The sequence below is a fragment of the Neorhizobium sp. PAMB6630 genome, from assembly GCF_058242775.1.
The window spans coordinates 1,130,743-1,144,963 of the sequence record NZ_CM177836.1; the positions used below are offsets into that span (position 1 = coordinate 1,130,743).

Annotated in this window: 16 protein-coding genes; 7 read left to right on the forward strand and 9 right to left on the reverse strand. The window is 60.6% G+C overall.

Annotation, left to right across the window (positions count from 1 at the left end; all coding sequences use genetic code 11):
- Window positions 1-48 precede the first annotated feature (48 nt).
- Window positions 49-1,302 carry a Zn-dependent hydrolase gene (locus tag AC4CWF_RS05325; protein WP_491284093.1) on the reverse strand — a complete coding sequence of 418 codons (1,254 nt, stop codon included), beginning with the start codon at window positions 1,300-1,302 and terminating at the stop codon, window positions 49-51.
- A gap of 293 nt (window positions 1,303-1,595) precedes the next feature.
- Here AC4CWF_RS05325 and AC4CWF_RS05330 point away from each other — a divergent pair, with 293 nt between their 5' ends.
- On the forward strand, window positions 1,596-2,240 hold the full coding sequence (locus tag AC4CWF_RS05330; RefSeq protein WP_491284094.1) for a TetR family transcriptional regulator C-terminal domain-containing protein: 645 nt from the start codon (window positions 1,596-1,598) through the stop codon (window positions 2,238-2,240).
- A gap of 7 nt (window positions 2,241-2,247) precedes the next feature.
- Here AC4CWF_RS05330 and AC4CWF_RS05335 read toward each other — a convergent pair whose 3' ends face one another.
- Complete coding sequence (locus AC4CWF_RS05335; protein WP_491284095.1) at window positions 2,248-3,276, reverse strand: YeiH family protein; 1,029 nt, start codon at window positions 3,274-3,276, stop codon at window positions 2,248-2,250.
- A gap of 109 nt (window positions 3,277-3,385) precedes the next feature.
- Between AC4CWF_RS05335 and AC4CWF_RS05340 the strand changes: the two genes are divergently transcribed.
- Window positions 3,386-4,282: a LysR substrate-binding domain-containing protein gene (locus AC4CWF_RS05340; RefSeq protein ID WP_491284096.1), complete on the forward strand. Its 897-nt coding sequence runs from the start codon at window positions 3,386-3,388 to the stop codon at window positions 4,280-4,282.
- A 250-nt stretch (window positions 4,283-4,532) separates the two neighbouring features.
- On the opposite strand, the gene AC4CWF_RS05345 is transcribed toward AC4CWF_RS05340, so the two are convergent.
- From AC4CWF_RS05345 to AC4CWF_RS05375, 7 genes are all read right to left on the reverse strand, one after another.
- Window positions 4,533-5,513, reverse strand: a complete 981-nt coding sequence (locus AC4CWF_RS05345; protein ID WP_491284097.1) for a diguanylate cyclase domain-containing protein — start codon at window positions 5,511-5,513, stop codon at window positions 4,533-4,535.
- Between the two features lie 216 nt (window positions 5,514-5,729).
- Window positions 5,730-5,930 carry a hypothetical protein gene (locus tag AC4CWF_RS05350; RefSeq protein ID WP_491284098.1) on the reverse strand — a complete coding sequence of 67 codons (201 nt, stop codon included), beginning with the start codon at window positions 5,928-5,930 and terminating at the stop codon, window positions 5,730-5,732.
- A 150-nt stretch (window positions 5,931-6,080) separates the two neighbouring features.
- Complete coding sequence (locus AC4CWF_RS05355) at window positions 6,081-6,464, reverse strand: type II toxin-antitoxin system VapC family toxin (RefSeq protein ID WP_491284099.1); 384 nt, start codon at window positions 6,462-6,464, stop codon at window positions 6,081-6,083.
- On the reverse strand, window positions 6,461-6,661 hold the full coding sequence (locus AC4CWF_RS05360) for a type II toxin-antitoxin system VapB family antitoxin (RefSeq protein ID WP_491284100.1): 201 nt from the start codon (window positions 6,659-6,661) through the stop codon (window positions 6,461-6,463). The genes AC4CWF_RS05355 and AC4CWF_RS05360 overlap by 4 nt, the downstream gene beginning before the upstream one ends.
- Window positions 6,662-7,230: 569 nt before the next feature.
- Complete coding sequence (locus tag AC4CWF_RS05365) at window positions 7,231-7,584, reverse strand: nucleoside triphosphate pyrophosphohydrolase family protein (RefSeq protein WP_491284101.1); 354 nt, start codon at window positions 7,582-7,584, stop codon at window positions 7,231-7,233.
- A 135-nt stretch (window positions 7,585-7,719) separates the two neighbouring features.
- The gene (gene preA, locus AC4CWF_RS05370) at window positions 7,720-9,033 is read right to left on the reverse strand and encodes an NAD-dependent dihydropyrimidine dehydrogenase subunit PreA (RefSeq protein ID WP_491284102.1); all 1,314 of its coding nucleotides are present in this window, start codon (window positions 9,031-9,033) and stop codon (window positions 7,720-7,722) included.
- Between the two features lie 18 nt (window positions 9,034-9,051).
- On the reverse strand, window positions 9,052-10,413 hold the full coding sequence (locus AC4CWF_RS05375; RefSeq protein ID WP_491284103.1) for an NAD(P)-dependent oxidoreductase: 1,362 nt from the start codon (window positions 10,411-10,413) through the stop codon (window positions 9,052-9,054).
- A 299-nt stretch (window positions 10,414-10,712) separates the two neighbouring features.
- Here AC4CWF_RS05375 and AC4CWF_RS05380 point away from each other — a divergent pair, with 299 nt between their 5' ends.
- The 5 genes from AC4CWF_RS05380 (at window position 10,713) to AC4CWF_RS05400 (ending at window position 14,212) form a co-directional block, all read left to right on the forward strand.
- Complete coding sequence (locus AC4CWF_RS05380) at window positions 10,713-11,069, forward strand: DUF2325 domain-containing protein (RefSeq protein ID WP_491285225.1); 357 nt, start codon at window positions 10,713-10,715, stop codon at window positions 11,067-11,069.
- The gene (locus AC4CWF_RS05385; protein ID WP_491284104.1) at window positions 11,066-11,302 is read left to right on the forward strand and encodes a hypothetical protein; all 237 of its coding nucleotides are present in this window, start codon (window positions 11,066-11,068) and stop codon (window positions 11,300-11,302) included. The genes AC4CWF_RS05380 and AC4CWF_RS05385 overlap by 4 nt, the downstream gene beginning before the upstream one ends.
- A gap of 133 nt (window positions 11,303-11,435) precedes the next feature.
- Window positions 11,436-11,792 (forward strand): hypothetical protein, encoded by a 357-nt coding sequence (locus tag AC4CWF_RS05390; RefSeq protein ID WP_491284105.1) that lies wholly within the window; start codon window positions 11,436-11,438, stop codon window positions 11,790-11,792.
- A gap of 109 nt (window positions 11,793-11,901) precedes the next feature.
- Window positions 11,902-13,443, forward strand: a complete 1,542-nt coding sequence (locus AC4CWF_RS05395) for a cryptochrome/photolyase family protein (protein ID WP_491284106.1) — start codon at window positions 11,902-11,904, stop codon at window positions 13,441-13,443.
- 64 nt (window positions 13,444-13,507) lie between these two features.
- Window positions 13,508-14,212, forward strand: coding sequence for an SDR family NAD(P)-dependent oxidoreductase (locus tag AC4CWF_RS05400; protein WP_491285227.1), 705 nt, complete (start codon window positions 13,508-13,510; stop codon window positions 14,210-14,212).
- Window positions 14,213-14,221 lie beyond the last annotated feature (9 nt).

The window sequence follows — 14,221 nt, forward strand, 5'->3', positions numbered from 1 at the left end:
GAGAAGGTGCCCAAAGGGCGGATGAGGGGGCGGCTTGCGCGAGCATGATCACCCCACAATCTCCGCCGTTTCAACCACTGCGTGAAACAGCACGTCGCAGCCGGCGGCTGCCCACTCCTTCGAAATCTCTTCCGCCTCGTTGTGGCTGACGCCGTTGACGCAGGGGCACATGATCATGGTCGACGGGGCAAGTTTTGCCGCCCAGCAGGCATCGTGGCCGGCGCCGGAGATGATGTTCATGTGGCTGTATCCGAGCTTTTCGGCAGCCGAGCGCACCCGCTCCACCAGCACCGGATCGAATGTCACCGGATCGAAATGGCCGACGGCTTCCACCGAGCAGCCGACGCCGAGCGGTTCGCAGATTTTTGCGGCCTCCGCCTCGATCTTGGCCCGCATGCGGTCAAGCTTCTCCTGGCTTGGCGTGCGCATGTCGACGGTGAAGACAACCTTGCCCGGCAGCACATTGCGCGAATTGGGGGAGAAGAAGGCCTGTCCAACGCCGGCAACCGCCCCCGGCTGCTCTTCCATGGCAACCGCCTGCACCATTTCCAGGATACGGCCGAAGGCGAGGCCGGCATTAACGCGCATGGTCATCGGCGTGGAACCGGTATGCGCCTCGCGTCCGACAAGCGTAAATTCAAGCCACCACAGCCCCTGGCAGTGGGTGACCACGCCAATCTGCTTCTCCTCGGCTTCAAGGATCGGGCCCTGCTCGATGTGATATTCGAAATAGGCGTGCATCTTTCGCGCGCCGACCTCTTCATCACCCAGCCAGCCGATGCGCTTCAGTTCCTCGCCATAGGTCTTGCCGTCGGGGTCTTTTCGCCCGTAGGCGTAATCGAGGCTGTGTATGGCGGCAAACACGCCAGACGCCAGCATGGCCGGGGCAAAACGGGCGCCTTCCTCGTTTGCCCAGTTGGTGACGACGATGGGATGTTTTGTCTGGATATTGAGGTCGTTCAGCGTGCGGATAACTTCGAGCCCGGCGAGAACGCCAAGCACGCCGTCATATTTGCCGCCCGTCGGCTGCGTATCGAGATGGCTGCCGACATAGACGGGAAGCGCATCCGGATCGGTGCCGGGGCGCGTTGCAAACATCGTGCCCATCTTGTCGACGCCGGTCGAAAGCCCCGCCTCGTCGCACCAGCGCTTGAACAGGTGGCGCCCTTCGCTGTCTTCATCCGTCAGGGTCTGGCGATTGTTGCCGCCGGCAATGCCGGGGCCGATCTTTGCCATCTCCATCAGCATGTCCCACAGCCGATCGCCGTTCACACGCAAGTTCTCGCCTGGTGCCGCCACCATTCGCTCATTCCTTCAACTGTTTCAGCCCTTGGGGGTCTGATGCCCGGCTGCTGTTCCCGTGCGGTCGTGGCGCGCGTCCTTCTTGTGATGCAGCAAGCTATGGCTTGCCTTTGTCGGGTGCGTCGCCGATAAATTGACCGGTTGGTAAAACCTTACAATTTCCGTGGTTGCACTCAAGTCGAAAAACGCCGCCGGGATGAAAAAATGAACAGAAATCCGGCAACGGGCTTTCTGGGGTAATTTTTGTGCATCTGCGTCTTGTCGTGCGCAGTGCAAGAGGGGATAACGGGTCCATGATTCCACGAGCGGCGAAAACGCAGCGGCGCACCCGCATTCAGGAAGAGAAAGAGGAAAAGATCCTCGAAGCGGCGCTGGACGTGTTTTCCGCCTATGGCTTTCGCGGCGCAACGATCGACCAGATCGCAGACGCTGCGGGCATGTCAAAACCCAATCTGCTCTATTATTTCCGCACCAAGGAGGCCGTGCATCGCACGCTTCTCGACCGCATGCTGTTTACCTGGCTGGAGCCTCTGAAGGCCTTTGATGCGGACGGCGATCCCGAGTCTGAAATCCGCTCCTATATCCGCCGCAAGCTGGACATGTCGCGGGATTTTCCGCGCGAAAGCCGGCTCTTTGCCAACGAGATCCTGCAGGGTGCGCCGCATATCGAGGACGAGTTGACCGGCCCCCTGAAGGCACTGGTGGATGAGAAGGCGCAAGTTATCCGCACCTGGGCGAAGGCCGGCAAGATCGCCAAATGCGATCCCTATCACCTGATCTTTTCCATCTGGTCGACCACGCAGCATTATGCCGATTTCGATGTGCAGGTGCGCGCTGTCCTTGGCAACAAGGCCGGAGAAGGCCGTTTCGAGGATGCCGCCCGTTATCTGGAAGAGCTTTTTCTGCGCGGGCTGAAGGTGGAAAAGGCCGTTAACTGATACGGGCTCAAAAGCCGGTCAGCTTCACCATCATATAACCGAAACCCGAGATGAACAGCCAGCCGAAGGCACCAAGCGCCAGCGGCCGCAGGCCGCGGGCCGCAAGCTGGCGCACCTGCGTCTGCAGGCCCATCGCGGCAAGGCCGGTTGCAAGCAGAAAGGTTGCGGCCTGGCTGGCGATCTGGCGGAATTCGGACGGCAGGCTTGCGGCGCTGTTTAACGCCACCATCAGCAAAAAGCCGATGACGAACCACGGGAAGGGTGAGCCCGCAGCCTTCTCGCCCGCCGGTCTTTTAAACACGGTCAGCGCCAGTGTCAGAACCAGCGGTGCCAGCAGCATGACGCGGGCAAGCTTGCCGATCGTGCCATACTGGCCGGCAAGATCGCCGGCCTGGAAGGTGGCGGCCACGACCTGCGCCACCTCATGAATGGTGGCGCCCGACCACAGGCCATAGGCCGTCGCATCCAGATGCAGAGGCACCATCAGCAGCGGATAGGCGAGCATGGAGATGGAGCCGAAAATAGTGACGCAGGCCACCGCATAGGCCACATCCTCGTCGCGACCTCGCACGGCGGCATTGGCGGCAATCACCGCCGATGCGCCACAGACGGAGGTGCCGGCGGCGATCAACCCGGTCAACCGCCGATCAACGCCGAGTACACGCCCCGCGCCCATGATGGCGAGGAAACTGACGGCCAGCGTCAGCGTCACGGTGATCAGGCCGCCAAGACCCAGTGAGAGAACCTGCGACAGCGTGATCTGCAGCCCGAGCAGAATGATGCCGAAGCGCAGCAGCCGTTTGAGGGAAAATGCCATGCCGGGCCGGCAGGCGGCAGGCGGCTGGGTGAGATTGCCGATCACCATGCCGATGATGATCGAAAGAATGAGCGGCGACAGCGCACCGATGCCGGAATAGGCGCGAAACAGCATGGCGGATGCAGCAATGGTGCCGGTCAGGGCAAGGCCCGGCAACAGGTCAAGGCCTGGCATGGCCGGGGTCTTGGCGCGATCAGCGGGGAGAGTTTGGTTCGGCATGGCAGGCGCATCATTCTGAAAAATTTGATGCCCGCAGTGTGCGCCTGCCCCTTTCATCGGTCCAACAAATCGATATTGTCGGTTTAATCGAAAATAACGATGATTGCCGATGACCCTTGAACAGTTGCGGATCTTTTTGGCGGTGGCTGCGGAAAGCCATGTCACGCGGGCTGCCGAACAGCTCAATCTCACGCAATCAACCGTCAGCGCCGCGATTGCCGCGCTGGAGGCGCGCCACGGCATAAAACTGTTCAACCGCGTCGGGCGCGGTATCGAACTGACCGAGGCGGGCCGGCTGTTTCTGCCGCAGGCGCGTGCCGTGCTGGAACAGGCGGATGAGGCAGCGCGCCTGTTGAAGGATCTGTCCGGCGCACCGTCGGGAACGCTGTCGATCCATGCAAGCCAGACGGTTGCAAGCTATTGGCTGCCCTCGCGGCTGATGGTCTACCGCGAGCGTCATCCGCCGGTGGTGCTGGCCATCAGCGTCGGCAATACGCGACAGGCAGCCGAGGCGGTGCTGGCGGGGCGCGCCGATCTGGCCGTGGTCGAGGGGCGGGTGGATGCGCCGGCGCTTTCGGTCACGCGGGTGGGGGAGGACCGGCTGGTGCTGGTTGTTGGCCGGCGCCACCGCTGGGCAAAAGGCGAGGGGCTTGCCCCGACCGATCTTCTGACCACAAGCTGGATCCACCGTGAACCGGGATCTGGCACGCGCGCCGGCCTTGAACAGGAGTTGCAGCGGCTGGGCATAACGCCCGCGGCCCTTCAGGTGGCGCTGGAGCTACCCTCGAACGAAGCGGTGATTGCGGCTGTCGAAGCCGGCACGGGCGCTGCCGTGCTCTCCTTTCGCGCGGTGGAGGCGCATCTGGCGCAAGGGCGGCTGGTCATGCCGGATTTCCCCATGCCGACGCGGCCGTTCTTTCTCCTGCGCCATCGCGAACGGCATGAAACGCGCGCCATGCGGGCGATGGTGGCGGTGCTGGGCGAGGGGCCGCCCGACGGGACATAACCGGACCGGCGTTCGCCCTCGGGAAATGAAGTGCCGCAGCTTTGTCTTCCATCGCAAGCGTTGCGAATGGCGCGCAGGCGGAAAAAGCCATTCGAGGCAGGCGCCTGTTGTCTGTCGCCCGCTCGGTCTGGAGCGTCTGATGAGACAGAATGGCTCTCGGTTTTTGTTTCCGTTTTTTGTTTCGTCGGCGGGATTTTGACGAAAAGCGGTTACTTTTATCCGGTGCGGAGCGCGGGGGAGAAGCCTGCCGTCATGGCTGCAGATCAAGATTGAAGGCGGCCTTGCCGCAGGCCTTGGCGCGGTAAAGCGCCCGGTCTGCCCGCAGGAAAATTTCCTCCGGCGTGCTGGTCTGGCAGATCTCCGCCGCGCCGATCGAGGCGCTCACCGTCAGGCCGTGGAGGCTGAGGGATACGTCGTCATCCAGCACCTCGGCGATCTGCCGGGTCAGCATGATCAGGTCTTGCTGCGTCTCGAAGGCCTGGATGATGGCGAATTCGTCGCCGCCGATCCGCGCCCGCATCACGGCCGTGGGTGCTGCCTCGATCAGGCGGCGCGCCGTCAACCGCAGGAATTCATCGCCGGCCTGATGCCCGAGCCGGTCATTGACCGCCTTGAAGCCATCGAGATCGATCAGCAGCAGGGCGTGGGGCAAGGCCTGCTTTTCCGTCCAGATCGTGCGAAACAGGTCCTCGAACCGTGCGCGCGACGCAAGGCCGGTCAGGCTGTCCACCTCGGTCATGCGGCGGATCTGCTCGAACATCAGCTTTTCCGAGGTAATATCCTGCTTCATGCCGAAAATGCGGACCGGACGCCCGTCGATCCGGTCGACGATTGCCGTGATCCGGATCCAGCGAAGATTGCCCTTGGCCGTCGTGATGCGGGCATCGAGCGTGAAGCCTGTGCCGTCTTCGATTGCCTTGTCGCGCACGGCCTTCAGGTCGAGGCGCGATTGCGGACAATAAAGCGAGACGATGTAATCGCGGCTGATCGCCGATTGCGGCTCAATGTCGAACAGTTCAAACACCGTGTCCGTCCAGCGCAGCGTCTCATCCGGCAGGCTGCATTCCCAGATGCCGACGCGCGCCGCCTTGAACGAGCGGTCGATCAACGTGCCCAGATCGCCAAAATTGCCCGGAGGCGCACCGCTCTTCAGAATGGGGCTCGATCCATCCAAGTCCCGGCCTGGCGTTTCCAGCCAGGACCTCAGGATATCCGGTATCGATTCCACCATTGCAGATCCAATGCATGCGAAGATATGGCACGAAAGTTCAAGCGACAATTATGCCTTTCACCGGCTGATTTGGCCAGACGCTTCGCCTGCCTTTTGGTTCTCACGCCCGGTGCGGCTGTCACGTTCGATTGACATTGAGGGTGTTTGGATGGCCGGGTCCTTGGATATTGCCGCCGCTGCACGCGACGCCGGTGAAGGAGCCGCAGCGCGCGCAGCTTACGTCCGGCGCGCTTCCAGCCGTCGCCTGTCGCGCTCCAGATGCTGGACGCCAAGCGGCGTCAGCCGCATCTGGCGCTTCTGGAACTCGCCGCGCACTTCGACAAACCCCTGCTCTTCGGCTTCACCCAACGTCTTCAGGCTGGTGCCCTTCGGGGGAGACTGCCAGTCCACGCCAACCGCGCTGTGCAGCAAAACCATGATCTTGATAATGTTTCTATCTCCGGAATGGGTGCGAAAAGGTGTCTGCCGACCAGTTGTCGCCGGTTGGGGAGGCAGAGAAGGTCTGCTCTTATCGCATCGCGAATGATTTGTAATGTGGGGGATGGTGAAGGCAATGTTCTCGTGCATTCAACTGACGATAGTGGTCGGTGTATGAAGCAGTGCGCCCGCCTTTTGAGCCGCAGCGGTAAGCCGTTTGTCTCTGGTCCATAAGGCATATCTGCGATCGAGCAAGGTCGATGCGAGCAAATGTGCCTCTGTATAGCCGATGCCCATGCTGAATATGGAATGACGTGCGATCATCAGCATGACTTCCTCGTGTGTGGCTACCAAGGCTTGTTGCTGTGCCTCAAGCAACGCAATGACCGCATCACGATTTCGCAGACTGCCAAGCGCCAGTTCCCCAATCACGAAGGGGTGGCACAACAGACGGTCCTCTTCGAGGATCACACGGAGTTCATCGTCGCCATGCCGAAAATGATCGATCCAGATGGAGGTATCGACCAAGATCATGCGCCGCTGTCGCTGCGGTGGCGCGGTGCTGCTTCTGCGTCAGGCATGGAGGCACCAAGGGCTGCGAGGCGCCTGCCGGATTCGATACGCACAAGCGTCTCCAACGCTTGGCGAACAAGCGCTGCCGTTTCCTTCGTACCGGTGAGGGCTCGTGCCTGCTCAAGAAGCTGGTCGTCGAGCTTTATTGTTGAGCGCATGACTTAGGCTCCTCTGCTGCTGCCAAATTAGCACCATCTGGTGCTAAACGCCAAGCTTATCGAGGGCGCGGTTGCACCGGCGCGCACGGTCTGAGGCCCTTGGCACAGTCTCCTCGGTTGCATGAGGCGCAATGGAGGCGGGGGCGACGCAGCAGAAATCGCTTCCCCAATCGGGGGGCGCTGCGCTGACGCGCCGCTGATGGTGCTACTTCTTTTTCTCCTGATCGCGATGCCATTTGATGGCGTAGAACATGCCCACGCCCAACACGAGAATCTTGAGCGGAAAGAAGACGATAGGGAACCAGTCCCACATATCGGATGTTTGCATGTTATGACTGGACGCTATTGATCGTGAGGGACCTCTACCTCAAAACTGCCGCATCCTAAATCAGCCATGTTGACGCAGAGGGGATGATGATATTCCCATCACAGTGCATGAGCGGGCTTGCTCCTTGTTTCCGGCGGGCTCTTAACCTCACAAGCTGGCGACTGCTTCCGGCGCCAGTCTGCAATCCCTTCCGCCCGGGTTTGCCCTGACCTATGGCATCGCCCTTTGGAACAAGTGAGGTTCAGATGCTTGCGGTTGCTGCAGCCCGATCGAGTTCCACATACCGTTCAAGATGCCGAAGCCATTTGCGTTCTATGGCCGCTTCGATGTCGATGTGATTTTCGCTGAGATAAAGGATGAACTGGCCAAACAAATCAGCGGCTTCGTTCTCGAGTGCCTCGCGGGTGCCGCCTGAACCCTCGGTGTTGAGTTTCGACCGACCGTCCATCAATAGATGTTCAGCTGTCAGTTCACCAAGTTCTTCCGTCAGTTTCAGCAGATACCAGTCTGGGTTACGCGGGATGTTGTGCACCCTCGCATAAAGGTCGCCAACCTGAACTATTCGGTCGCTCAGTTCCTTCAATGTGGCGCTCATTTGATCCCCTGCTGCAATTGGAAGACTCGGCAAGGTGACGCTAGCAACGGTTTGCGACACGGCCATTGCAGTGGCCACTTACTGCACATCCCCATAAACAAAGCGGGGCATCACACCCCGCCCGCCCCGTGTCCCTCACTCCGCCGCCACCACAGCCATTGGATTGTTCGGATGCTGCGTCCAGTTTGCGTAAGTCGGGTCCACGCGCTTTCCGGTGCGTTTGTCGAGGTCTCCGGCCGGTAGCGCCTCCAGCGTGATGCAGTTTTCGACCGGGCAGACGTTGACGCAGAGGTTGCAGCCGACGCATTCCTCCTCGATCACCTCGAAGTGGCGCACGCCATTGACCATCTGCGTGATCGCCTGATGAGACGTGTCCTCGCAGGCGATGTGGCAGCGGCCGCATTTGATGCAGGCGTCCTGGTCGATATGGGCTTTGGCGACGTAATTGAGGTTGAGAAACTGCCAGTCGGTGACATTGCCGACGGCGCGGCCGGTGATGTCATCGAGCGTTTTGTGGCCCTTTTCGTCCATCCAGTCGGAGAGGCCGGAGATCATTTCCTCGACGATCTTGAAGCCATAGGTCATGGCGGCGGTGCAGACCTGCACATTGCCGGCGCCAAGCGCCAAGAATTCCGCCGCATCGCGCCAGGTGGTGACGCCGCCGATGCCGGAGATCGGCATGCGGTAGGTTTCCGCATCGCGGGCGATTTCGGCAACCATGTTGAGCGCAATCGGTTTCACCGCCGGGCCGCAATAACCGCCATGGCTGCCCTTTCCACCAATCGAGGGATTGGGCGAAAACGTGTCGAGATCGACCGAGACGATGGAGGAGATGGTGTTGATGAGCGAGACGGCATCGGTGCCGCCGCGTTTTGCTGCGCGTGCCGGGTGGCGGATGTCGGAAATGTTCGGCGTCAGCTTGGTGATGACCGGCATGCGCGTGTACTGCTTGCACCAGCGCACCACCATTTCAATATATTCCGGCACCTGGCCCACGGCCGAACCCATGCCGCGCTCGGACATGCCGTGCGGACAGCCGAAATTCAGCTCGATGCCGTCGACGCCGGTTTCTTCGACCAGCGGCAGGATGGCGCGCCACTCCTCTTCCACGCAAGGCACCATGATCGAGGCAACCAGTGCCCGGTCCGGCCAGTTCATCTTCACCTGCTTCATTTCGCGCAGGTTTGTCTGCAGGTCGCGGTCGGTGATCAGTTCGATGTTGTTGAGGCCCAGAAGCCGGCGGTCGGCGCCCCAGATCGCGCCGTAGCGCGGACCATTGACGTTGACGACCGGCGGGCCTTCGGAGCCGAGCGTCTTCCAGACGACACCGCCCCAGCCCGCCTTGAAGGCGCGCTCGACATTGTAGGCTTTGTCGGTGGGTGGCGCAGACGCCAGCCAGAAGGGGTTGGGCGATTTGATGCCGACGAAATTGTTTGTGAGATCAGCCATGGTTCATCCTCCCCCTGTTCACGCGACCGCCACAGCCGGCTGACCGGCTGAGACAAGCTGAAGATGAATGGCCTCTGCCGCATCGCGGCCGTGGGCGACGGCCTGCACCGTCAGGTCTTCGCCGCGGCTGGTACAATCACCTCCGGCATAAACCTTCGGGAGCGAGGTTCGACAGTGTTCGTCGATGAGGACCTTTCCGCGTTCCATCGCAAGCGCGCCAAGGCCACTTGTGGTGAAAGACTGGCCGATGGCCTTCAGCACCTGGTCGCAGGCAATCACGCCCGTTTCGCCTGTTAGGGTCAGGTGGCCGTCGCGGAGGGCGGTATAGTCGAGTTCGATGCCGGCAACCGTTCCGTCACGGCCGAGGATGCGTTTGGGCGACAGCCAGTGACGGATCAGCACGCCCTTGGAGGCGGCAAGATCCTGCTCGTATTCAGAGGCGTTCATCTGCTCCTTGCCGCGCCGGTAACAGATCGTGACTTCTTCGGCGCCCAGCAGCTTTGCCTGAATGGCCGCATCGATGGCCGTCATGCCGCCGCCGAGCACGACGACGCGCCGGCCGATCGGCACATCGGCCTTGTCTTTTGTCTGGCGGAGGGCGGCAATGAAATCCACCGCATCATCGACACCGGCAAGATCTTCGCCCTCCAGTCCGAGTGCATTGACGCCGGCAAGGCCGAGGCCGAGAAACACCGCATCGTAATCGCGGGTGAGATCCGACAGCGAGAAATCGCGGCCGAGCGCCTGTCCGGTACGGATCTCGATCCCGCCGATGGCGAGAAGATAATCCACCTCACGCTGTGCAAAATCGTCGGTCGCCTTATAGGTGGCGATGCCATATTCGTTGAGACCGCCGGGCTTTTCGCGGGCATCGAAGATGATGGCGGTGTGGCCGTGCATGGCAGCCCGGTGTGCGCACGCCAAGCCCGCCGGGCCGGCGCCGATCACGGCGATGGTCTTTCCGGTTTCTGCCGCGCGGGCAAAAAACTGCCGGCCGGTCTCCATGGCAATATCGGTGGCATAACGTTGCAGCCGACCGATCTCCACGGGGCGATCTTCTGCCGTGTGGCGCACGCAGGCTTCCTCGCACAGCGTTTCGGTGGGACAGACGCGCGCGCACATGCCGCCGAGAATGTTTTGCGAAAGAATGGTGCGGGCCGAACCCAGCGGATTGCCCGTCGATATCTGCCGGATGAACAGCGGAATATCGATGGCGGTGGGACAGGCCGTCATGCACGGCGCGTCGTGGCAGAAGTAACAGCGATCGGCGGCAACGAGCGCCTCGTGCCGGTCTAACCGTGGATGAAGGTCGGAAAAATTCTTGTCATAGTCTGCGGGTGCCAGCCGGCCTCCCGCGATGCCGCTTCCCAGTCTGTCCATGTTGCATCCCTCATTTATCATGGAATTCTTACGCAACTGCGGGAGCGTAACACGGCCAAAATTTTTATCAAACGGTAAAAGTTTGCCCGTGCGAATCGTCAAATCCTGGCGCGGTGGGGACGGGCGCACATAATCATGATGCAAACACTCAAGTTTATTCTTTACTCGATTTGTCATGTTATCTATGGTGCCCGCCAAGCACCCTTGCGAGGGGGAAATGACTCGGATGATGAAGAGGAAGACGAGCCGTGGCGAAGAAAGACAAGCGCAAGGCTGACAGCAGGGCGCGGGATGAGGCAATGCCGGCAAAGGCGCAGGACAGTCGCAGCGTCAAAAGCTTTCTCTATGTCGGCGGGCGTGATTGCCAGGTGGCGCATCTGCGCCAGATCGCCAGCAATTTCGGCGCCGAGTTGATCCACCACGATGGCGGCTTGCGCGAAGCAGTATCGCGCATCGATACACTTTTGCCCTCCGTCGATTGTGTGTTCTGCCCCATCGACTGTATCAGCCATGATGCGTGTCTGCGGGTGAAGACCGGCTGCAAGAAGTTTTCCAAGGCCTTCATCCCCTTGCGCAACGGTTCAAAATCCTCGCTGGAGCGGGCACTTCAGACCATGCATGAGCGCAGCGAACAGAGATTGAGTGAGACGAGATGAGTGAAGACCGCCGCGACCCGACCCTTTTGATCGGCCTGCACAAGCTTGCAGAGCAGAATGGCGATGGCCTGGTGCCGGAGCTTTATGATCTCCTGACCCGCCGCCCGGATGAGTTGGAGGAGGACGAGTGCATCATGCGTTTCCCGATCGGCCGCACCCGCCTTCCCGGCGTTTCCCTGTCCGGAAACGAGGCGGCGCAACCGGCTCGAATCATTCCGCTTCGACGGGCATAATCACCAGCGCAAGAGCGTAGCTGCCACAGGGGGCATCGTTTCTGCCATGATATGGTTAACATTTTAGAGGGGTGAAAAGTAGCAATTGTGAAAAATCCTGCTGAGCGTAGTTTCATCATCAGGAGGGCAGCTCATGTTGCGCATTACAATTCTTCTGGCATCTCTGGTTTTTTCAACGGCGGCAGCGGCAGATCAGGCGCGCGGCGATCCCATGAAGGTGTTTGAAACCTATGCGGTTTTCGTCGTGGCAAACACCAATTGCCTCGGCTTGAACTTCAACGTCGACAATCTTCAGGTCGAACTGTTCAACCTCGGTGGAAAGATGAACTGGTCGTCCACCCGCAGGCGCCAGCAGGCGGAGGCGCAGGTGGCCGCCAGCACCCTCCAGTATGGACAAAATCCGCAGGCATTCTGCACCATGGCCCGCTCGCTGGTCACCCATCACGGCGCACGCCAGCTGCAAAGCGCCGGCCTGCTTTATCGCTCCTGAACCCAGCCAGGAGACAGGCGAGGGCTTTTCCTGAAGCCCTTCGTGTAATCTGATCCGACCATAACGGCGTAAGGGACTATGGATCCCCAGTTTGACCAGCCGCCGGTTCATGACACGCAATCTCATCTTCATTCTCGGCGACCAACTGTCGCCCGACCTTTCAAGCCTTCGCGATGCCGACCCGGCCCGCGACGTCATCCTCATGTGCGAGGTGATGGCGGAAGCGACCTATGTGCGCCATCACAAACGCAAGATCGCCTTCATCCTGTCGGGCATGCGCCATCATGCGGAGAGCCTGCGCGAGGCGGGATACAAAGTCCGTTATACCTATCTGGACGACCCCGAAAACGCCGGTTCGTTTCGCGCCGAGCTTTTGCGTGCCGTGGCGGATCTGGCGCCGGACCGCGTCATCGTCACCGAGCCCGGTGAGTGGCGTGTGCTGGACGACATGCGCGGCTGGCAGCAGGCGGCGGGCTGTCCGGTGGACATCCGCCCCGACGATCGCTTTCTGGCCGGCCATGAAGAATTTGCCACCTGGGCTGCCGGCCGCAAGCAACTGACCATGGAGTTTTTCTACCGCGACATGCGCCGCAAGACCGGCCTTCTGATGGAAGGGGACGTGCCTTCAGGCGGGCGCTGGAATTTCGACGCGGAAAACCGCAAGCCCGCAAAACCGGATCTGCTGCGCCCGCGCCGCCGGCAGTTTGCGCCGGATGCGATCACGCGTGACGTGCTGAAGCTGGTGGCGGAACGGTTCGGCGATCATATCGGCCGCCTCGATGGCTTCGGTCTTGCCGTCACCGCAGCCGATGCGCAAACGCTGCAGGACGATTTTATCGCGGATTTCTTGAGCCATTTCGGTGAAACGCAAGATGCGATGCTGGCATCCGATCCCACCCTCAACCACGCGCTTTTATCGTTTTACATCAATATCGGTTTTCTCGATCCGCTCTCCGTCTGTCGTGCGGCCGAACGCGCCTATCTGGAGGGGCGTGCGCCGCTCAATGCGGTTGAAGGTTTCATTCGCCAGATTATCGGCTGGCGCGAATATATGCGTGGGATCTACTGGCTGAAGATGCCCGACTACGCCGCGAGCAATTTTTTGAAAGCTTCGCGCCTGCTGCCGGATTTTTTCTGGACGGCCGAGACGGACATGGCCTGCCTTGCCACCGTCATTGGCGAGACCATCGACAACGCCTATGCCCATCACATCCAGCGGCTGATGATCACCGGCAATTTTGCGCTCCTCTCGGGCATTGCGCCGTCTGCCGTGCATGAATGGTATCTGGAGGTGTATGCGGATGCCTATGAATGGGTGGAAATGCCCAATGTGATCGGCATGAGCCAGTTTGCCGATGGCGGGCTTCTGGGCTCCAAACCCTATGCCGCAAGCGGCAATTATATCTCAAAGATGTCGGACTACTGCACGGGCTGTCGTTATGAAGTGAAGAAGAAAACGGGTGAGGGCGCCTGTCCGTTCAACGCGCTCTACTGGGATTTTCTCGATCGCAACCGGGAACTGCTGTCCGCCAATCACCGCCTTGCCCAGCCTTATGCCACATGGGCGCGCATGGCCGAGGGGCAGCGGCAGGATTATCGCGCGAGCGCCCGGCGGTTTTTGGAAAAGCTTGATGCAAAAGAACGGGTGTGAGGCAAAGAACCGGTCTTTCAGCTCATGCGTATAAAGAAAAACACGACAACCGCTGGAGACGATGATGACAGACGCCCTGATGACATCCCTGCCACAGGATTATCGCGCACTGGTGATTGGCGCGAGCGGCGGCATTGGTGAGGCGCTCTGCGCCGTCATTGCCGATGATCCGCGTTCTGGCGAGCTGGTGCGTCTGTCGCGCAGCGAAAACGGGCTTGATGTCACCGACGAGGAGAGCGTTCAACGGGTGGCGGCCACGCTGTCGGGTGAATTCCAGCTGATCTTCTGCGCAACCGGCGGGCTCACCATTGATGGGGTTGGCCCGGAAAAATCGATCCGCCAGATTTCCGCAGACGCAATGATGCGGCAGTTTGCTCTGAATGCGGTGGGAACGGCACTGCTGATCCGCTATTTCTCGCCGCTTCTCTCAAAACGCGACCGGGCGCTGATGGCGTTTCTGTCCGCCCGCGTCGGCTCCATCGGCGATAACCAGCTGGGCGGCTGGATGTCTTATCGCGCCTCCAAGGCAGCCCTCAACCAGATCGTGCGCACCGCCTCCATCGAGCTTGCCCGCACCCATCCCGCCACCGTTCTGGTGCCGCTTCACCCGGGAACGGTTGCCACGTCCTTGTCAGAAAAATATTCGGGCGGCCACCAGCGCAGCGAACCGCAGGTCAGTGCAAGGGCGATGCTTTCAGTGCTCGACGGGCTTTCGTCGGAAGAAAGCGGCCGCTTTTTCGCCTATGATGGCCAGCCGATCGACTGGTAAAGCGGGTAG

Coding starts and splice junctions, on each gene's coding strand:
- AC4CWF_RS05380 (WP_491285225.1), top strand. CDS start 10,713: ATGCCGGCAAAGGCGCAGGACAGTCGCAGCGTCAAAAGCTTTCTCTAT.
- AC4CWF_RS05375 (WP_491284103.1), bottom strand. CDS start 10,413: ATGGACAGACTGGGAAGCGGCATCGCGGGAGGCCGGCTGGCACCCGCA.
- AC4CWF_RS05345 (WP_491284097.1), bottom strand. CDS start 5,513: ATGGTGGAATCGATACCGGATATCCTGAGGTCCTGGCTGGAAACGCCA.
- AC4CWF_RS05385 (WP_491284104.1), top strand. CDS start 11,066: ATGAGTGAAGACCGCCGCGACCCGACCCTTTTGATCGGCCTGCACAAG.
- AC4CWF_RS05355 (WP_491284099.1), bottom strand. CDS start 6,464: ATGATCTTGGTCGATACCTCCATCTGGATCGATCATTTTCGGCATGGC.
- AC4CWF_RS05350 (WP_491284098.1), bottom strand. CDS start 5,930: ATGGTTTTGCTGCACAGCGCGGTTGGCGTGGACTGGCAGTCTCCCCCG.
- AC4CWF_RS05360 (WP_491284100.1), bottom strand. CDS start 6,661: ATGCGCTCAACAATAAAGCTCGACGACCAGCTTCTTGAGCAGGCACGA.
- preA (WP_491284102.1), bottom strand. CDS start 9,033: ATGGCTGATCTCACAAACAATTTCGTCGGCATCAAATCGCCCAACCCC.
- AC4CWF_RS05390 (WP_491284105.1), top strand. CDS start 11,436: ATGTTGCGCATTACAATTCTTCTGGCATCTCTGGTTTTTTCAACGGCG.
- AC4CWF_RS05340 (WP_491284096.1), top strand. CDS start 3,386: ATGACCCTTGAACAGTTGCGGATCTTTTTGGCGGTGGCTGCGGAAAGC.
- AC4CWF_RS05400 (WP_491285227.1), top strand. CDS start 13,508: ATGACAGACGCCCTGATGACATCCCTGCCACAGGATTATCGCGCACTG.
- AC4CWF_RS05335 (WP_491284095.1), bottom strand. CDS start 3,276: ATGCCGAACCAAACTCTCCCCGCTGATCGCGCCAAGACCCCGGCCATG.
- AC4CWF_RS05330 (WP_491284094.1), top strand. CDS start 1,596: ATGATTCCACGAGCGGCGAAAACGCAGCGGCGCACCCGCATTCAGGAA.
- AC4CWF_RS05395 (WP_491284106.1), top strand. CDS start 11,902: ATGACACGCAATCTCATCTTCATTCTCGGCGACCAACTGTCGCCCGAC.
- AC4CWF_RS05365 (WP_491284101.1), bottom strand. CDS start 7,584: ATGAGCGCCACATTGAAGGAACTGAGCGACCGAATAGTTCAGGTTGGC.
- AC4CWF_RS05325 (WP_491284093.1), bottom strand. CDS start 1,302: ATGGTGGCGGCACCAGGCGAGAACTTGCGTGTGAACGGCGATCGGCTG.